Consider the following 16,168-nt stretch of genomic DNA (forward strand, 5'->3'; position numbering starts at 1 on the left):
GAGGGAGAACAACCATCAGACGGACAAACTCCAGAGGGAGAACAACCATCAGACGGACAAACTCCAGAGGGAGAACAACCATCAGATGGACAAACTCCAGAGGGAGAACAACCATCAGACGGACAAACTCCAGAGGGAGAACAGCCATCAGAAGGACAAACTCCAGAAGGAGAACAACCATCAGAAGGTCAAACTCCAGAAGGAGAACAGCCTTTAGAAGAACAAATTCCAGAAGAAAAACTAGTAGTAGAAGAAATGAACTTAAAGCATAATATTGAGAAAATTCTTGATATGACTTTATCTCAGATAAATAAAATTGTATATAATTTCTGGGAAGATGAAGACTCTGTAAAAAAAGATGAACAATCAGAAATTAGACAAGTACTTACTTCAAAAGATCAAAATATACATCTATGGTATGATAAAAAAGCAAAAGTAAAAAATACATGCTTACTAAAAGAAGATGGTTCAGATAGACCTTATTATGATATAAGATTTGATAATGTTACAAAGACGCTAACTTTTGATTACATAGTAAAGGGTCTTATAGGTGCAAGTACTAAAGATAACAAATATATTATAGATGGAGAAGATGGCGAACAAACTGCTTTTTGTTATAATAATCATTTAAAATCTCCAACTAGTGATGGTAAGAGTCCATATTTACCAGCAGAAGATTTTAATGGTCAAGAAAATCAAAATGAAGATGCAGTTAAATCTATAATCTATGCAGGTTCTGAATTTGATGGATTTGGATATAAACAACAATTTAACTTGGGTGGAGAAGAGAATGACTATATAGTTCATTCAGCTACTCAAAGTGCAATATGGATTATACTTGGACAAGTGGATGAACAAGCCAAACTTAAACAATATCAAGGAAGTATAAACCTTTATGATACACTTATAGAAAGTGCAAAGACTGAAGAAGAAAAAGCTAAATATCAAAAAGGTAAAGAACAAGCAATAAATACAAAAGCTTATTTAGAAGCATTGTTAGAAGCAGGTCATAAACAACTAAAGCCAGATGATACAGGAAAACCTAGCCTAAGCAATGGTTCAACTGATATTGAATTTGATAAAAATGAGGATGGAACTTATGAAACAAAAGCTATAGCTTTAGTGGGTTATAGTGGTGTAGTTAAATTAAGATTACCAAATGGAGTAACTGCTTATGACGAAGATGGTAATATAATAGGTACAGGTGAAGTAGAAGTTTCAACACAACATAAATTTATACTTAAAAGTGTTGAAAAGCCAGATGTAAAGGCTAATATCTCTGCGGTATCTTATGATTATATTTTCCCTAAAGCTATTCAATATTATAAGTCAGTTTTTGATTTTGGAAAGAAAGACCATTCATCTTTATTACCAATGAGTAAACAAAATTTATTGAGCTATACAATAGAACAAAAGAATGGTGAAGAAGTTAACTTTAATATAGGTTTACCAACAGATGGAGGCTCAGATGTAAATCCACCAGTGCCACCAACAGATGATACTGTAAATCCACCAGTACCACCATCAGGAGGAGGAGACTCAAATGGACATAATCCATCACCACCGACAGATGACACAGTGATAAACCCACCAGTGCCACCGACAGATGATACTGTGATAAATCCGCCAGTACCACCAACAGATGATACTGTGGTAAATCCACCAGTACCACCAACAGGTGATACTGTGGTAGATACATCAGTAAAACCAACAGATGATACTGTGATAAACCCACCAGTACCACCAACAGATGATACTGTGGTAAAATCGCCAAAAACAAGTGACGAAACTCAAATAATGTCATATGTATTTATTGGTATAATTGCAATTTGTGGATTAGGGTATCAATGTAAAAGAGCAAAAAATTAATCTAGATTATTATTTATTATTAAGTTTAAAAATACATTGTCTCAAATTGATTTAAAAATCGTTTTGAGACAATTTTTTTTGCGTAAGTATAACTTATTTTAAAGTATACACTGACTGTTTTATGAATAGAAAAATGGTTTGAAGGTGAAGATAGTATTGAAAAAGTAATGTACTAAGTATATAATTCATTTCATTTTATTTGTATGAATTAAATATCAATTTTAGGGATTATACAAATTTAGATATTAATCTCTTAAGAAATTTTAATATTAATTATTCAATAAATTATTATTATAATATGCTAGAATAAATATGTATAAATAAGTTTTGATGAGGTACTACTATAAAGGGGGGACTTTATGTTTTCGATACCAGAAGTAAAAAAAGTAGAAGAAGTAATGGATACAAAATTTACAACTATAGACGAAGACACAAAAATAGAAAGTGCAATAAAAGAAATGATAAGAAGCAATACAAAAACTCTAATGGTAATAGATTCATCTAGTGAATTAAAAGGCATTATATCTATGACTGATATACACAATCTTTATGAGATGCATAAGAAATATGAAGGCCAACCAGTAAAACTTATAATGAAAAAAGATGTTATATATGTCAGTGAAGGCTTAACCTTAGATGAGTGTAGAGATATAATGATATTAAAAAATATAGGGATTCTTCCTGTGCTTAGAGATAATAAAATTATTGGTGTCTTGAAACAAGAGCATATTAGAGATTATTTATACATGCACTTAGAAGATTATGGATTGACTTTAAAATACATTATAGGTCAGATTAAAGAAGGAATTTGTGCTATAAATAATGAAGGTGTTGTAATTTTATGGAATAATTTTATGGAAGAAAGGTATGATATAAAGTCTGAAGACATAGTGGGTCGACCGATGAACGAGTTTTTGGAAAATACTATTTCAGAAAAAGTATTGAATAGTAAAGTCGGTATGAGTGATTTATATTTTACTGACAAAAAAGAAAACATGTATGCATTAGTTCATGCAAATCCTATATTTTATAAAGAAGAATTTATTGGTGTTGTATGTACTGAAGTAGATGTTACAGAAGCTAAAATATTAGCTCTTGAACTTGAGAAAGTAAATGATACATTAAAATATTTAAAAGATGAAGTAAAAAATTTATCTAAAGGTAGCTTTGACAAGATTTTAGGTAAAAGTTATAAATTGGAAAAATCGAAAGCGATTGCAAAGCAAGTAGCTAGAACCAACAGTAGTATATTCATTTGGGGCGAAAGTGGTACAGGTAAAGAAGTATTTGCTAGAGCTATTCATGATTATAGTGAGAGAAAAGGTCAATTTATACCTGTTAACTGTAGTGCTATACCAAATGAATTATTTGAAAGCGAATTTTTTGGTTATGAATCGGGTGCATTCACTGGAGCAAGTAAAAAAGGTAGAATAGGTATATTTGAACTTGCGAAGGATGGGACAGTATTTTTAGATGAAATCGCAGATTTACCTCTTAGTATGCAAGCTAAATTGCTTAGAGTATTGCAAGAAAAAGAAATAAGACGAGTTGGTGGAGATACCACAATAAAAATAAATCCTAGAATAATATCAGCTACTAATAAAGATTTAGAAAAAATGGTAAAAGCAGAAAAATTTAGAGAAGATTTATATTATAGATTAAATGTTGTGGAAATAAAAATACCACCCCTTAGAGAGAGAAAAGAAGATGTAGGATTATTAGTGCATAGTTTCTTGGAAGAAATATGCAAACAAAATAATAAGCCTGTTCTTACAATAAGTAAAGATGTAATTGATATATTTCAAAATTATAGATGGAAAGGGAATATAAGGGAATTGAAAAACACAATTGAAAATATTGTTGTCTTATCCCAAAATCCTAGAATAGAAGTAGATGATGTACCAAGCTATATGATGGATTCTAGAAATAACAATACGGAGGAAGAAGAATATCCTCTAGATTTGACGAAAGCTACTCAAAAGATTGAAGTAAAAAATATAACAAAGGCACTTAAAATGTCTAATGGAAATAAAGCTAAGGCTGCTAAAATATTAAACATACCAAGAACAACGTTATATTATAAGATAGATCAGTATAAAATAGATGTGTCTAAAATATGACACGTGACTAAATTTTGACAAAATAATAATCTTTAATTTCAAACCAAGCAAAATCAATGCTTGGAGTAGTGTGATATATGTGGCTGTGTTAAAAAAAATAAAAAAGTGTTGATTAATTGACACTTTTTTTGTTTTGAGAAAATGTTTCCAAACATAAAAAACAGGGTATTGTAAATAAATATTTATATAATATTTGGCTAAAAATAGCGATAAAGGAAGGTTGTATTATAGAAAATATCTTTTTGTTAATAAGTTGGCATAGGAATTGCTTATATATAAAGTGACTTCAAATGAGAAAAAAATAGTATTAATTATGATGATTTATGTAGGTTAAAAGGTCTTGACACTTTGGGCTGTTAGTAGGGAACAGTAAATATGTTAATTATTGAGAGTGTTGAGGCATCAATATAAATTAAAATCAAATGAAGGAGGCATTTTATTATGTCAATAACTTTAGAAACAGCTCAAGCCCATGCAAATGACCCAGCAGTATGCTGCTGTAGATTTGAAGAAGGAACAATAATAGCACCAGAAAATTTAGAAGACCCAGCAATATTTGGAGATTTAGAAGATTCAGGATTATTAGTTATTCCAGAAAATCATTTAACAGTTGGTCAAGTATTAGGAGCTAAATTAACAAAAACTTTAGATGCATTATCTCCAATGACTACAGATAATGTAGAAGGATATAAAGTAGCAGAAACAGATACTGAAGAATCTGCTAAAGAAGTAGAAGCTCCAGTAGCTCAAGTAACACCAACTCAAGGTGCGACAGTTCAAGCTACAACAGGTCAAGTAATAAAAATACACATAAAAGAAGGTAAAGATATAAACTTAGAAATACCTTTGACAATAGCTGCTCAAATGGGAGTAGTATCACAAAAATAATAGTCAAAATATAACTATTAAAGCCGGTTTTAATTTACTTGATTCCTCAGTTAAGGGGTTACCTGTTGAGGAATCGAGATTTAAAATAATAAATAAGAAAATAATGTAAGGAGGTATTTTATACTATGTCAATAACTTTAGAAACAGCTCAAGCCCATGCAAATGACCCAGCAGTATGTTGTTGTAGATTTGAAGCGGGAACAATAATAGCACCAGAAAACTTAGAAGATCCAGCAATATTTGCAGACTTAGAGGATTCTGGATTATTAACAATACCAGAAAATGGATTAACTATAGGTCAAGTACTAGGAGCTAAGTTAAAAGAAACTTTAGATGCTCTATCTCCAATGACTACAGAAAATGTAGAAGGATACAAAGCAGGAGAAGCTAAAGAAGTAGTAGAAGAAGCAGTAGTAGAAGAAGCTCCAGCAACTTTAGAAGCAGTAGTGCCAGTAAGCACAGGAGTTTTAGGTGAAACAGTTAAAATACACATAGGTGAAGGTAAAGATATAAGCTTAGAAATACCTTTATCAGTAGCTGGTCAAGCAGGAGTTGTTGCTCCAGTAGCAAACGTTGCTGCTCCAGTAGCAGGTGCAGTAGCAGAAGTAGCTCCAAAAGCTGAAGAAAAGAAATTATTAAGAAGCTTAACTAAAAAACACTTTAAAATAGACAAAGTTGAATTTGCTGATGAAACTAAAATAGAAGGAACTACTTTATACATCAGAAATGCAGCAGAAATATGTAAAGAAGCTAATGACACTCAAGAATTAGTTGTTGATGTTAAATTAGAAATAATAACTCCTGATAAGTATGAAACTTACAGTGAGGCTGTATTAGATATACAACCAATCGCTACTAAAGAAGAAGGCGAATTAGGTTCAGGTATAACAAGAGTTATAGATGGAGCTATAATGGTATTAACTGGTACAGATGAAGATGGAGTTCAAATAGGTGAATTCGGTTCTTCAGAAGGTGAATTAAACACTACTATAATGTGGGGTAGACCAGGTGCTGCTGACAAAGGTGAAATATTCATCAAAGGTCAAGTAACAATAAAAGCTGGAACTAACATGGAAAGACCAGGACCTTTAGCTGCTCACCGTGCTTTTGATTATATAACTCAAGAGATAAGAGAAGCTTTAAAGAAAGTTGACAACTCTTTAGTAGTAGACGAAGAAGTAATCGAGCAATACAGAAGAGAAGGTAAAAAGAAAGTTGTTGTTATAAAAGAAATAATGGGACAAGGTGCAATGCATGATAACTTAATATTACCAGTTGAACCAGTTGGTACATTAGGAGCTCAACCAAACGTTGACTTAGGAAACATGCCAGTTGTATTATCTCCACTTGAAGTATTAGATGGTGGTATCCATGCATTAACTTGTATAGGACCTGCATCAAAAGAAATGTCAAGACATTACTGGAGAGAGCCATTAGTAATAAGAGCTATGCAAGATGAAGAAATAGATTTAGTAGGTGTTGTATTTGTTGGTTCTCCACAAGTAAATGCTGAGAAATTCTATGTATCTAAGAGATTAGGTATGTTAGTTGAAGCTATGGAAGTTGATGGAGCTGTAGTAACTACTGAAGGTTTCGGAAACAACCATATAGATTTCGCATCTCACATAGAGCAAATAGGTATGAGAGGTATACCAGTAGTTGGTGTAACTTATTCAGCAGTTCAAGGTGCTCTAGTTGTTGGTAATAAATACATGACTCACATGGTAGACAATAACAAGTCTAAGCAAGGTATAGAAAATGAAATATTATCAAACAATACATTAGCTCCAGAAGAAGCTGTAAGAATCATGGCTATGCTTAAAAATGCTATTGCAGGTGTAGAAGTTAAAGCTCCTGAAAGAAAATGGAATCCAAATGTTAAGTTAAATAACATAGAGGCTATAGAAAAAGCTACAGGAGAAAAAATAGTATTAGAAGATAATGAGCAATCTTTACCAATGAGTAAGAAGAGAAGAGAAATATACGAAAAAGACGAAAACTAAAATTTAGATAATAACTAAGATTTAGATAACAATATAAATTTAGATCCAAGTTTAAAATAAGTATAGAGAGGTAAAATTATAATGGATAGATTAAAATATATCTCATCAGAGACTTTTTATGAGGGTGTTATAGTCGAAATCATGGGTGGTGGAGTAACTATAGACCTAAAAGGTAGACTTGGACAATTTAAAATACCTAATAGAATGCTTATAACTGACTACGAACTTAAGATAGGTCAAGAGGTTGGATTCATGCTAAGCTATCCTGAGGTATTAAGTCCAGAACCTAATCATGAGTATGTAGAAAATATTAGGAGAGAAAAAGAAAAGCAAGCAGAAATGCAAGCTAAAAAGAAGCAAGAAGAAGAAAAATAATAATTAATCGTTTGAAAATAGAAGGGAGAGGAAATATATGAGCCTTACAACAGTACAAGGACTTCAATCTGAAATATTTGTTCCAATAACACCTCCTCCAGTTTGGACTCCTGTAACTAAAGAATTAAAAGATATGACTATAGCTTTAGCTACAGCAGCTGGTGTTCACTTAAAATCTGACAAGAGATTTAATCTAGCAGGAGATACTACTTTTAGAGCTGTACCTAACACAGCTACAGTTGATGAAATGATGGTATCACATGGTGGATACGATAATGGAGATGTAAATAAAGATATAAACTGTATGTTCCCTATAGATAGATTACATGAATTAGCTGCAGAAGGATTTATAAAAGCAGTAGCTCCTATGCACTATGCATTCATGGGTGGTGGAGGAAACCAACATGTCTTCACTGAAGAAACTGGTCCTGCTATCGCTGCTAAACTTAAAGAAGAGGGAGTAGACGGTGTAGTCATGACAGCTGGCTGAGGTACTTGCCATAGAACTGCCGTGATCGTGCAGAGAGCAATAGAGGAAGCTGGAATACCTACAATAATAATCGCAGCTCTTCCTCCAGTAGTTAGACAAAACGGAACTCCTAGAGCAGTTGCTCCATTAGTTCCAATGGGTGCTAATGCTGGTGAACCACATAACATAGAAATGCAAACACATATATTAAGAGATACATTAGAGCAATTAGTTGCAATACCATCTGCTGGTAAGATAGTTCCATTACCATACGAATATAAAGCTCACGTTTAAAATGTAATTTATATTTGAAAATATAGAACCCTTCTCCTACATAATTAGGAGAGGGGTTTTAAGAACAAAGGTGGATATTATGGAAGAAAAAATAATGAGAAGACTTGTTATAAAACCGTTTCATATGAATGAAGTTAATTTCGGTTCAAAAACTTCTATAAAGAAAGATGTACTTACAATTGATTTATCAAGTATAGATGAAATAAAAGCAAGAGAAGATTTAATAACAGATATAAAAGTAGATATTATAAAACCTGGAGATTATGATAGGGAAATTAATACTATTATGGACATTATACCAATATCAACCAAAGTTTTAGGCAGATTGGGAGAGGGAATTACACATACTTTAACTGGTGTATACGTAATGCTAACTGGTGCAGACGAAGATGGAAATCAAATGCATGAATTTGGTTCTTCAGAAGGAATTTTGAGTGAACAAATGGTGTTTGGTAGATATGGGACTCCATCAGTTGAAGATTATATAATCCATGTGGATGTAACTCTTAAGGGAGGTTTACCTTTTGAAAGAACACTTCCACTTGCGGCATTTAAAGCATGTGATGATTTTATACAAGAAATAAGAACGTCTTTGAAAATGGAAGACGGAAGAAATGCTACTCAAGTTCGTGAATATTTTGACAAAATTCGACCAAATGCAAAAAAGGTTGTCATAGTAAAACAAATAGCAGGTCAAGGGGCTATGTATGACAATCAGTTATTCTCAAAGGAACCTAGTGGTTTTGAAGGAGGAACATCAATTATAGATATGGGAAATGTACCTATGATTATATCTCCTAATGAATATAGAGATGGTGCCCTTAGAGCTATGACTTAAGAGAGGTGGATATTATGGGAATAGGACCTTCAACAAAAGAAACATCTCTTCATCACTTTAGAGACCCACTTTTGGATATAGTTGAAAGTGATAAGGATGTAGATTTACTTGGAGTAATAGTAGTAGGAACTCCAGATGGAAATGAAAACAAAACTTTTGTAGGACAGAGAACAGCCGCTTGGCTGGAGGCTATGAGAGTAGATGGAGCTATAGTATCTTCAGATGGTTGGGGAAACTCACATGTTGACTATGCTAATACATTTGAAGAAATAGGAAAAAGAGATATACCTGTAGTTGGAGTGACATTTAATGGTACTCAAGCTAAATTTGTTGTAAGTAATCAATATATGAATACCATAGTTGATATGAACAAATCAAAAGAAGGTATTGAGACAGAAGTTGTTGGAGAAAACAACACAAATGAGATTGATGCTAAAAAAGCTTTAGCGTTTTTAAAATTAAAAATGAGAAAACATGGATAAAAAATTTAAGTAAGGGGATGAGTTTTGTGGGAATTTCTACATCAATGAAAAACACATCACTTCAGATTTTTAGAGACCCATTACTTGATTTAATAGACAATGATCCTGACGTAGATTTGCTAGGAGTAGTTGTAGTTGGTACATCAGAGCACAATGAATGGAAATCATTTTTATCAGCCAGGCTTGGAAGATGGATTGAAGCATTGAGACCTGATGGAGTGATTATAACCTTAGACATGGCAGGAAACCAGCATATTGATTTTACAAATGCTATATCAGAGTTTGTAAAATTAGACATACCTACAGTAGGTCTTACTATTATGGGAGCAGATGGTTTAGTAGTTACTAATCAGTATTTAGATAAAGCTACCATAATTGATTATAAAAAGACAACAGGCTACATAGAAACAGAAGTAGTTGGAGACAATCACATGGATGAAGTTGATGTAAAAAAAGCATTAGCTTTTCTAAAACTAAAAATGCGTAAAAACGCAAAATAAACCTAAGGGGGAATTTGATATGAAATTTAGCAGAAGTATACAAGCTATAGACTCTCATACAGCAGGAGAAGCAACTAGAATAGTTGTGGGTGGAATACCTAACATAAAAGGAAATTCTATGCCTGAGAAAAAAGAATATTTAGAAAAAAATCTAGATTATTTAAGAACTGCTATAATGTTAGAGCCAAGAGGACATAATGATATGTTTGGTTCTGTAATGACTCAACCTTGTTGTCCAGATGCTGACTTTGGAATAATCTTCATGGACGGTGGCGGATACCTTAATATGTGTGGCCATGGTACAATAGGAGCTATGACAGCAGCTATAGAAACAGGTGTAGTTCCAGCAGTAGAGCCTGTAACTCATGTAGTTATGGAAGCTCCAGCAGGAATAATAAGAGGAGATGTTACAGTTGTAGATGGAAAAGCTAAAGAAGTATCATTCTTAAACGTACCAGCTTTCTTATATAAAGAAGGTGTTGAAGTTGACTTACCAGGTGTTGGAACAGTTAAATTTGATATATCATTTGGTGGAAGCTTCTTTGCTATAATACATGCAAGTCAATTAGGTTTAAAAATAGAACCTCAAAATGCTGGTAAATTAACTGAACTAGCTATGAAACTTAGAGATATAATAAATGAAAAAATAGAAATACAACATCCAACTTTAGCTCATATAAAAACTGTAGATTTAGTTGAAATATATGATGAGCCAACTCATCCAGAAGCTACTTACAAAAACGTAGTTATATTTGGTCAAGGTCAAGTTGACAGATCTCCATGTGGAACTGGAACAAGTGCTAAATTAGCTACTTTACATGCTAAAGGTGAATTAAAAGTAGGAGAAAAATTCGTATATGAAAGTATATTAGGAACTTTATTCAAAGGTGAAATAGTTGAAGAAACTAAAGTTGCAGATTTCAATGCTGTAGTACCTAAGATAAGTGGTTCTGCTTATATAACTGGATTTAATCATTTTGTAATAGATGAAGAAGATCCACTTAAACATGGATTTATTCTTAAATAGAAACAAATAAATTGGGAAATTAAAATAGAATAGTAACCTCTTGTTGGTTACTATTCTATAGATTTTAGGCTATAAGATTCAGAATATATAAAAAAATAAAAAAATAGGAGGATGGATTATGGTAGCAATCTTAAAGGCATTATACGTAGTATTCGCAGCAATCTTTGCAGTTGTATTTGGTAAAGACGTAGCTAAAGCAAACAAAGAGGGGAAACTAGAAGAACAAAGTACTCCAAAAGTTGCTGTAACAGGATTTATAACAGATTTCTTTGATACATTAGGAATAGGCTCATTTGCTCCAACAATAGCAATGTCAAAAGCTTTAAAATTAAACATACCAGATAAGAAAATGCCTGGTACGTTAAACGTAGCACATACTATCCCAGTTGTTACTGAAGCATTTATATTCACATCAATCATACCAGTTGATGGTGTAACTCTAGTATCTATGGTTGTAGCAGCAGCAGTTGGTTCATACATAGGTGCAGGAATAATAGCTAAAATGGACGAAAGAAAGATACAAATGGTTATGGGTGTGACTCTAGCATTAACAGCAATATTAATGTTATTAGGTCATCCTTGGGTTAATGTATTACCAGGTGGAGGAAATGAATTAGGTCTTACTGGTGTTAAATTAGTAATAGGTGTATTAGGTAACTTTATATTAGGTGCTTTAATGACAGCTGGTATAGGTCTATATGCTCCAGGTATGGCAATGGTTTACTTCTTAGGAATGTCTGCAAAAGTTGCGTTCCCAATAGTTATGGGTTCTTGTGCATTATTAATGCCAGTTGCAAGTATGAAGTTCATAAAAGAAGATGCATATACTAAAAAAGCATCAGTTATAATAGCTATCTGTGGTTTAATAGGAGTTTTCGTAGCGGCATATATAGTAAAAACTTTACCAATGGATATATTAAAAGCATTAGTAATAATAGTTATAGCTTACACTTCTGCTACAATGATAATGGCTGCAAATAAAAATAAAAAGACTGCTTAGTATTTATTAAATATTACAGCTAACAATAAAAATTATAAACTGCTTTGGAACGTTAATATTAATGTTCTAAGGCAGTTTTTTATTTATTAGATATAATTATATAAAGCAACTAGTGTGCCAATTATGCAATATATATATAAATTTAGTATAAATGTAGCTATATTTTCTAAAGTTAGGCTGTAAACTGAAATTAAATATTTAAATTTAATGCTAGATGAAATAAAAAAGTTAATATATTGATGTATATTAGCAAAAATATTAGTATAATAAGTCGAATATAACTTATAACTGAAGAAAATTGAGTTTATAATGACTTGATAATTATCTGAATCGTTTGAATTAATTTAAAATATTGATATTGCTTATGTGTATAAATTAGTGTTGAGTTATATATGACTTAAAAAGTGGATAAGAAGCAATTTAATAATCAATTTTGGTTAAAACAAATAATATATTATATAAATAATAGGACAATTTTATAGGCTTAAATCAAAAGATTAAATGAAATTTATAAATAAATAAAAAGTTTTAAACAGCAATCAAAGATTTGTAATAAAATACATCACTCACAAATATATTTATTATATAAGCTGATACCAGAAATATAAGAATTAACAATTGTGGAGGGATAAAATATGATAGCTGTTAAAGATGAGAATAACGTAGTAAACTTAAGAGGGGAGTTAGACAATAAGCTAGAATTTAGCCATGAGATATTTGGAGAGAAATTTTATAACGTGAAAATAAAGATAAACAGATTAAGTGATTCCTTTGATACACTTCCTATGACTGTGTCAGAAAGACTTCTTCAAGATATTGATATTAATAAACAAAATTTAGTCAATGTTGTAGGTCAATTGAGATCATATAATAAAACCTTAAATAATAAAAATAGATTAGTGCTTACAGTATTTGTTAGAGAAATAAAGGCTATAGAGGAGGAAAATAAGGACCCAAACAGCATATTTCTAGATGGGTATGTATGTAAAGAACCTGTGTATAGGAAAACTCCTTTAGGAAGGGAAATAACTGATTTATTAGTGGCTATAAACAGACCTTATAATAAATCTGATTATATACCATCAATAGTTTGGGGAAGAAATGCAAAGTTTGCAAAAAACTTAAAAGTTGGTGATAGAATACAGCTTTGGGGTAGAGTTCAAAGTAGAGAGTATGAGAAAAAAATAGATGAGGATAACGTAGTGAAAAAAATGGCATATGAAGTATCTATATCAAAAATAAAAAAATTAGATGAAAATAATAATGACTAAATATTAAAAATATATTGTTTTTTCATCAAAAAAACTAATAAATTTGCTATAATAATACATTAAAAATAAATAAAGATTGTTTAAAAAAATACTAATGAAATATCTCTTGAATAGTTGCTCGCCATTTATTATAATGTAATCTGTACATAATTTATAATTGAGAAAATGAAGAGGTGAAGCATTGTGAAAAGCATATTATATCAGATAAATAAACAGCCAGTTAAAGCTAAATATACATCTGATGAATTAGAATGTTTTTTAGATACAATTGAGTATAATGTAGGGGATAAAATATTGCTTGTTGGTCATATAGGAAACCTAGGCAAGAGACTGAGAGGTCTTGGTACTTCTGTAACGATATTAGAGAATAGTAACTATGAAGATGTATGTTATTCTTTAGTATATAATGAAAATTGCAATGTAGTTAAAGGTAAGTTAGAGTTTTTGCCATTTGATGATAATCAGTTCAACAAGATAATAATAGTAGACCAATTTAATGTTATTACAGATTGTGAAAAAGCTTCATCTGAAATACAAAGAGTTTTAAAAGGTAATGGAGAGGTTATATTAGAAGATTTAAACTTAAAAAATTTAAAAGTTAAACTAAACTATCTTAAGCATAAATTTTGTGGTTCTGTAGCAAAGATTCACTATCCACATGAAGTATTTAATATATTTTCAAGATTAAATTTTGATGGTATGATTAAAGAGTCAAATAAATTAAAATATATTTATGTGGGAAAAAGAAGATAAATGAGTTAAAATATAAATATGGATATAATATAAAAGACTAGGTTAAGCCTAGTCTTTTGTTATAAGGAGATGTAGATATGGAAATAAATTATGAGTTAATAATAATTGTTATGCTCTTTGTAATCCTAATGTCAATTCAATTTACTTTAAATAAGATATATTTAATCCTTAAGGAAATAAGACAAATACTCATGTTAAGAAAAAATAAGGAATGATAACTATGATAGATTTAGAATATATAAAATCTGATATTCAGAACATAGCTGAAGCTATAGTTTCAGTGCTCAATATAGATGTAACTATAGTAAATAGAAACTTATTTAGGATTGCAGGGACAGGTATATATGTGGACAAAATAGGTGAAAAAGTAGATAAATATACAGCTTTTAAAAAGTCACTTACAGAACAAATTACAATACTAATTGATGACCCAAAGAGCAGTGATATATGTAGAGAATGTTATAAAAATAATGTCTGTGTGGAGTTTGCAGAAGTATGTTGCCCAATTATATGTGATGGAGAGTCTTATGGTGTTATAGGTCTTATAGCCTTTACAAAAGAACAAGCACAGATTATAGAAAATAACAAAAGTGGACTTATAAACTTTTTATGTAAGATGGCAGACTTGATATCCAATAAACTAAAAGCTCAAATTAAAACGTACGAGTTAGAGTTAGAAAAGAAAAAATTAGAGACTTTATTAAACAATATGGATAAAGCTGTTGTGTCCATTGATGTAGATGGTAAGATTGATAAATATAATTCAAAGTTTAAAGAGCTTTTTAATCTAAAGGACAATATAACTGGGAAAGATATATTCACTGAGCTAGATTTTATAAAGAAACCTTCTATAAATAACTTTAAGAAGGACAAATCATGTAGCTTTTTTTATAGAAGATACGGATATGATTCAAAGGGGATATATAACATAAATAAAATAGTATTAAAAAATGAACTAAAAGGATATGTTATTGACTTTATAGATAAAAGAGATGCTATAAAAAACTACAATAAGATGAACAAAGATTATAAGATAAAACTGGAAAATATAATTGGAGAGAGTATAGCTATAAGAAATTCAAAAAAAGAAGCCCTAATGGCTTCTAAATCCACTTCAACAGTACTTATTACTGGTGAAAGTGGAACAGGTAAAGAGCTATTTGCAAGAGCTATACACAACCATAGTAATAGGGTAGATAATCCTTTTATAGCTGTAAACTGTGCAGCAATACCGGATAATTTATTAGAGAGTGAATTATTTGGATATGAAGAAGGTGCTTTTACAGGGGCTAAAAAAGGTGGAAAACTTGGTATGTTTGAAATAGCCCATAAAGGAAGCATATTTTTGGATGAAATAGGAGATATGAGCTTGCATTTACAGTCAAAGTTGTTGAGGGTATTACAAGAAAAAGAGCTCAATAAGATTGGAAGTAAATCAAATGTTCTGATAGATGTAAGAATTATTGCTGCGACAAATAAAGATTTAGAAAAAATGGTTCAAAATGAAACTTTTAGAGAAGATTTATATTATAGATTAAATGTTATACCAATAAAGCTCCCAAGTTTAAGAGAAAGAAAAGATGATATACCACTTATAATAAAGCATATGATTAAGGAATACTCAAAAAAACTAGATAAAAATGTTATTGATATAGACACTAGGGTTGTTGATGCTATGATTGAATATAAGTGGCCAGGCAATATAAGAGAATTGCAGAATATTATTGAATACAGTGTAAATATGTCTTCATCTCCAATAATTACGATGAATGTAATTCCTCAAAAGATTAAAAATACATCTATAGAAGAATTAGAAGTTAGAAGTGATAAGATAATTCCACTAGATGAACTTGAGAAAATTGAGATAATAAAAGCTTTAAATAAATACAAAGATTATAAAAGAGATAAAGAATTAACAGCTAAGGCACTTGGAATATCAAGAGCTACATTATATAGAAAAATTGAAAAATACAATATAATTTCTTAGTGATATAAAGTGATATAAGAATATAATAAAAAGTGATATAAAATTTAAATATAAACAAAAAGTAGTAGTATATAAAAGGTAGTAGTATATAAAAAGTAGTGGTTGTTTAAGCCTTCAGAATCTAAAAAATAGTAATTATTAAAATAGTAATCGTCTCAAAATGATATAGAATCTCATTTTGAGATTTTTTTTTGTCTTTTTGCGAAATTGTCATCCATTTACCAAGTGAAAAAAATATAAAACCTTCATATAAATAAAAAAAATATATAATTAAAGCTAGTTATTTCAATGT

The 16,168-nt window shown here is 30.7% G+C and carries 13 protein-coding genes and 1 pseudogene; all 14 read left to right on the plus strand.

The window, feature by feature from the left end; all coding sequences use genetic code 11:
- On the plus strand, positions 1-1,869 hold a 1,869-nt coding region (locus KGF46_RS15390; RefSeq protein ID WP_227862150.1), incomplete at its 5' end, for a Cys-Gln thioester bond-forming surface protein.
- A 359-nt stretch (positions 1,870-2,228) separates the two neighbouring features.
- The gene (gene prdR, locus KGF46_RS15395) at positions 2,229-3,989 is read left to right on the plus strand and encodes a sigma-54 dependent transcriptional regulator PrdR (RefSeq protein ID WP_227828321.1); all 1,761 of its coding nucleotides are present in this window, start codon (positions 2,229-2,231) and stop codon (positions 3,987-3,989) included.
- Positions 3,990-4,430: 441 nt separating this feature from the next.
- Positions 4,431-4,692 (plus strand): annotated as a pseudogene (locus tag KGF46_RS20400) (D-proline reductase (dithiol) proprotein PrdA); the annotation flags it as partial.
- Positions 4,693-5,002: 310 nt separating this feature from the next.
- Entirely contained in the window at positions 5,003-6,880 is a 1,878-nt protein-coding gene (gene prdA, locus KGF46_RS15405; RefSeq protein WP_227828323.1) for a D-proline reductase (dithiol) proprotein PrdA, read from the plus strand.
- An 81-nt stretch (positions 6,881-6,961) separates the two neighbouring features.
- Positions 6,962-7,255 carry a CBO2463/CBO2479 domain-containing protein gene (locus KGF46_RS15410; RefSeq protein ID WP_227433709.1) on the plus strand — a complete coding sequence of 98 codons (294 nt, stop codon included), beginning with the start codon at positions 6,962-6,964 and terminating at the stop codon, positions 7,253-7,255.
- Between the two features lie 37 nt (positions 7,256-7,292).
- Positions 7,293-8,018, plus strand: coding sequence for a D-proline reductase (dithiol) protein PrdB (gene prdB, locus KGF46_RS15415; RefSeq protein ID WP_079739805.1), 726 nt, complete (start codon positions 7,293-7,295; stop codon positions 8,016-8,018).
- 79 nt (positions 8,019-8,097) lie between these two features.
- Positions 8,098-8,856 (plus strand): proline reductase cluster protein PrdD, encoded by a 759-nt coding sequence (prdD, locus tag KGF46_RS20115; RefSeq protein WP_255287823.1) that lies wholly within the window; start codon positions 8,098-8,100, stop codon positions 8,854-8,856.
- Positions 8,857-8,870: 14 nt separating this feature from the next.
- Positions 8,871-9,338: a glycine/sarcosine/betaine reductase component B subunit gene (locus KGF46_RS20120; protein ID WP_054271688.1), complete on the plus strand. Its 468-nt coding sequence runs from the start codon at positions 8,871-8,873 to the stop codon at positions 9,336-9,338.
- A 17-nt stretch (positions 9,339-9,355) separates the two neighbouring features.
- Positions 9,356-9,838 carry a glycine/sarcosine/betaine reductase component B subunit gene (locus tag KGF46_RS15425; RefSeq protein ID WP_227828324.1) on the plus strand — a complete coding sequence of 161 codons (483 nt, stop codon included), beginning with the start codon at positions 9,356-9,358 and terminating at the stop codon, positions 9,836-9,838.
- A 19-nt stretch (positions 9,839-9,857) separates the two neighbouring features.
- Complete coding sequence (locus KGF46_RS15430; protein ID WP_227828325.1) at positions 9,858-10,865, plus strand: proline racemase; 1,008 nt, start codon at positions 9,858-9,860, stop codon at positions 10,863-10,865.
- Positions 10,866-10,983: 118 nt separating this feature from the next.
- Positions 10,984-11,865 (plus strand): TSUP family transporter, encoded by an 882-nt coding sequence (locus KGF46_RS15435; protein WP_227828326.1) that lies wholly within the window; start codon positions 10,984-10,986, stop codon positions 11,863-11,865.
- Between the two features lie 635 nt (positions 11,866-12,500).
- Positions 12,501-13,136, plus strand: a complete 636-nt coding sequence (locus KGF46_RS15440; protein ID WP_227433712.1) for a single-stranded DNA-binding protein — start codon at positions 12,501-12,503, stop codon at positions 13,134-13,136.
- 183 nt (positions 13,137-13,319) lie between these two features.
- On the plus strand, positions 13,320-13,889 hold the full coding sequence (locus KGF46_RS15445) for a class I SAM-dependent methyltransferase (protein ID WP_227828327.1): 570 nt from the start codon (positions 13,320-13,322) through the stop codon (positions 13,887-13,889).
- Between the two features lie 211 nt (positions 13,890-14,100).
- The gene (locus KGF46_RS15450) at positions 14,101-15,876 is read left to right on the plus strand and encodes a sigma 54-interacting transcriptional regulator (protein ID WP_227828328.1); all 1,776 of its coding nucleotides are present in this window, start codon (positions 14,101-14,103) and stop codon (positions 15,874-15,876) included.
- Positions 15,877-16,168 lie beyond the last annotated feature (292 nt).

The sequence above is a fragment of the Clostridioides sp. ZZV14-6153 genome (genome assembly GCF_020657855.1).
GTDB lineage: Bacteria > Bacillota > Clostridia > Peptostreptococcales > Peptostreptococcaceae > Clostridioides.

Coding starts and splice junctions, on each gene's coding strand:
- prdR (WP_227828321.1), top strand. CDS start 2,229: ATGTTTTCGATACCAGAAGTAAAAAAAGTAGAAGAAGTAATGGATACA.
- prdA (WP_227828323.1), top strand. CDS start 5,003: ATGTCAATAACTTTAGAAACAGCTCAAGCCCATGCAAATGACCCAGCA.
- KGF46_RS15410 (WP_227433709.1), top strand. CDS start 6,962: ATGGATAGATTAAAATATATCTCATCAGAGACTTTTTATGAGGGTGTT.
- prdD (WP_255287823.1), top strand. CDS start 8,098: ATGGAAGAAAAAATAATGAGAAGACTTGTTATAAAACCGTTTCATATG.
- KGF46_RS20120 (WP_054271688.1), top strand. CDS start 8,871: ATGGGAATAGGACCTTCAACAAAAGAAACATCTCTTCATCACTTTAGA.
- KGF46_RS15425 (WP_227828324.1), top strand. CDS start 9,356: ATGAGTTTTGTGGGAATTTCTACATCAATGAAAAACACATCACTTCAG.
- KGF46_RS15430 (WP_227828325.1), top strand. CDS start 9,858: ATGAAATTTAGCAGAAGTATACAAGCTATAGACTCTCATACAGCAGGA.
- KGF46_RS15435 (WP_227828326.1), top strand. CDS start 10,984: ATGGTAGCAATCTTAAAGGCATTATACGTAGTATTCGCAGCAATCTTT.
- KGF46_RS15440 (WP_227433712.1), top strand. CDS start 12,501: ATGATAGCTGTTAAAGATGAGAATAACGTAGTAAACTTAAGAGGGGAG.
- KGF46_RS15450 (WP_227828328.1), top strand. CDS start 14,101: ATGATAACTATGATAGATTTAGAATATATAAAATCTGATATTCAGAAC.